Consider the following 624-nt stretch of genomic DNA (forward strand, 5'->3'; position numbering starts at 1 on the left):
TCACCGAACATGCAGGTATGGTGAAATTCGAAAACGTGGAAGAGGGTGTTACCGTTGCGAAACAGACCGACGATGTAACTGGTTTGTCTACTTTGGTAGTGATTGACGGCAAACGTCGTTCCTCTAGTGCTTCTAAACTGTTGCGTCCGACTGTCAAACTGTTGGATGAAAATGGTCTGGAAATTTGCATTCCTGGTACGACTACCCCAGTTTCTATGGCATTCCCGGTCGGTGCGGTGATTACCATTCGTGAAGGTCAGGAAGTCGGTAAGGGTGATGTGTTGGCGCGTATTCCACAAGCGTCTTCTAAAACCCGCGATATTACCGGTGGTCTGCCACGCGTAGCCGAATTGTTTGAAGCACGCGTGCCGAAAGATGCAGGTATGTTGGCTGAAATTACCGGTACCGTTTCCTTCGGTAAAGAAACCAAAGGTAAACAGCGCCTGATTATTACCGACGTAGACGGTGTAGCATACGAAACCCTGATTTCTAAAGAGAAACAGATTCTGGTACACGATGGTCAAGTGGTAAACCGCGGTGAAACCATCGTAGACGGTGCCGTAGATCCACACGACATTCTGCGTCTGCAAGGTATCGAAGCATTGGCTCGCTACATTGTTCAAG

General features: G+C 48.6%; 1 pseudogene. It reads left to right on the forward strand.

Going from position 1 to position 624, the window contains the following annotated elements:
- Window positions 1-624: pseudogene (locus tag ACTHUR_RS15530) on the forward strand (DNA-directed RNA polymerase subunit beta'); the annotation flags it as partial.

The sequence above is a fragment of the Neisseria sp. P0021.S007 genome (assembly GCF_051956855.1).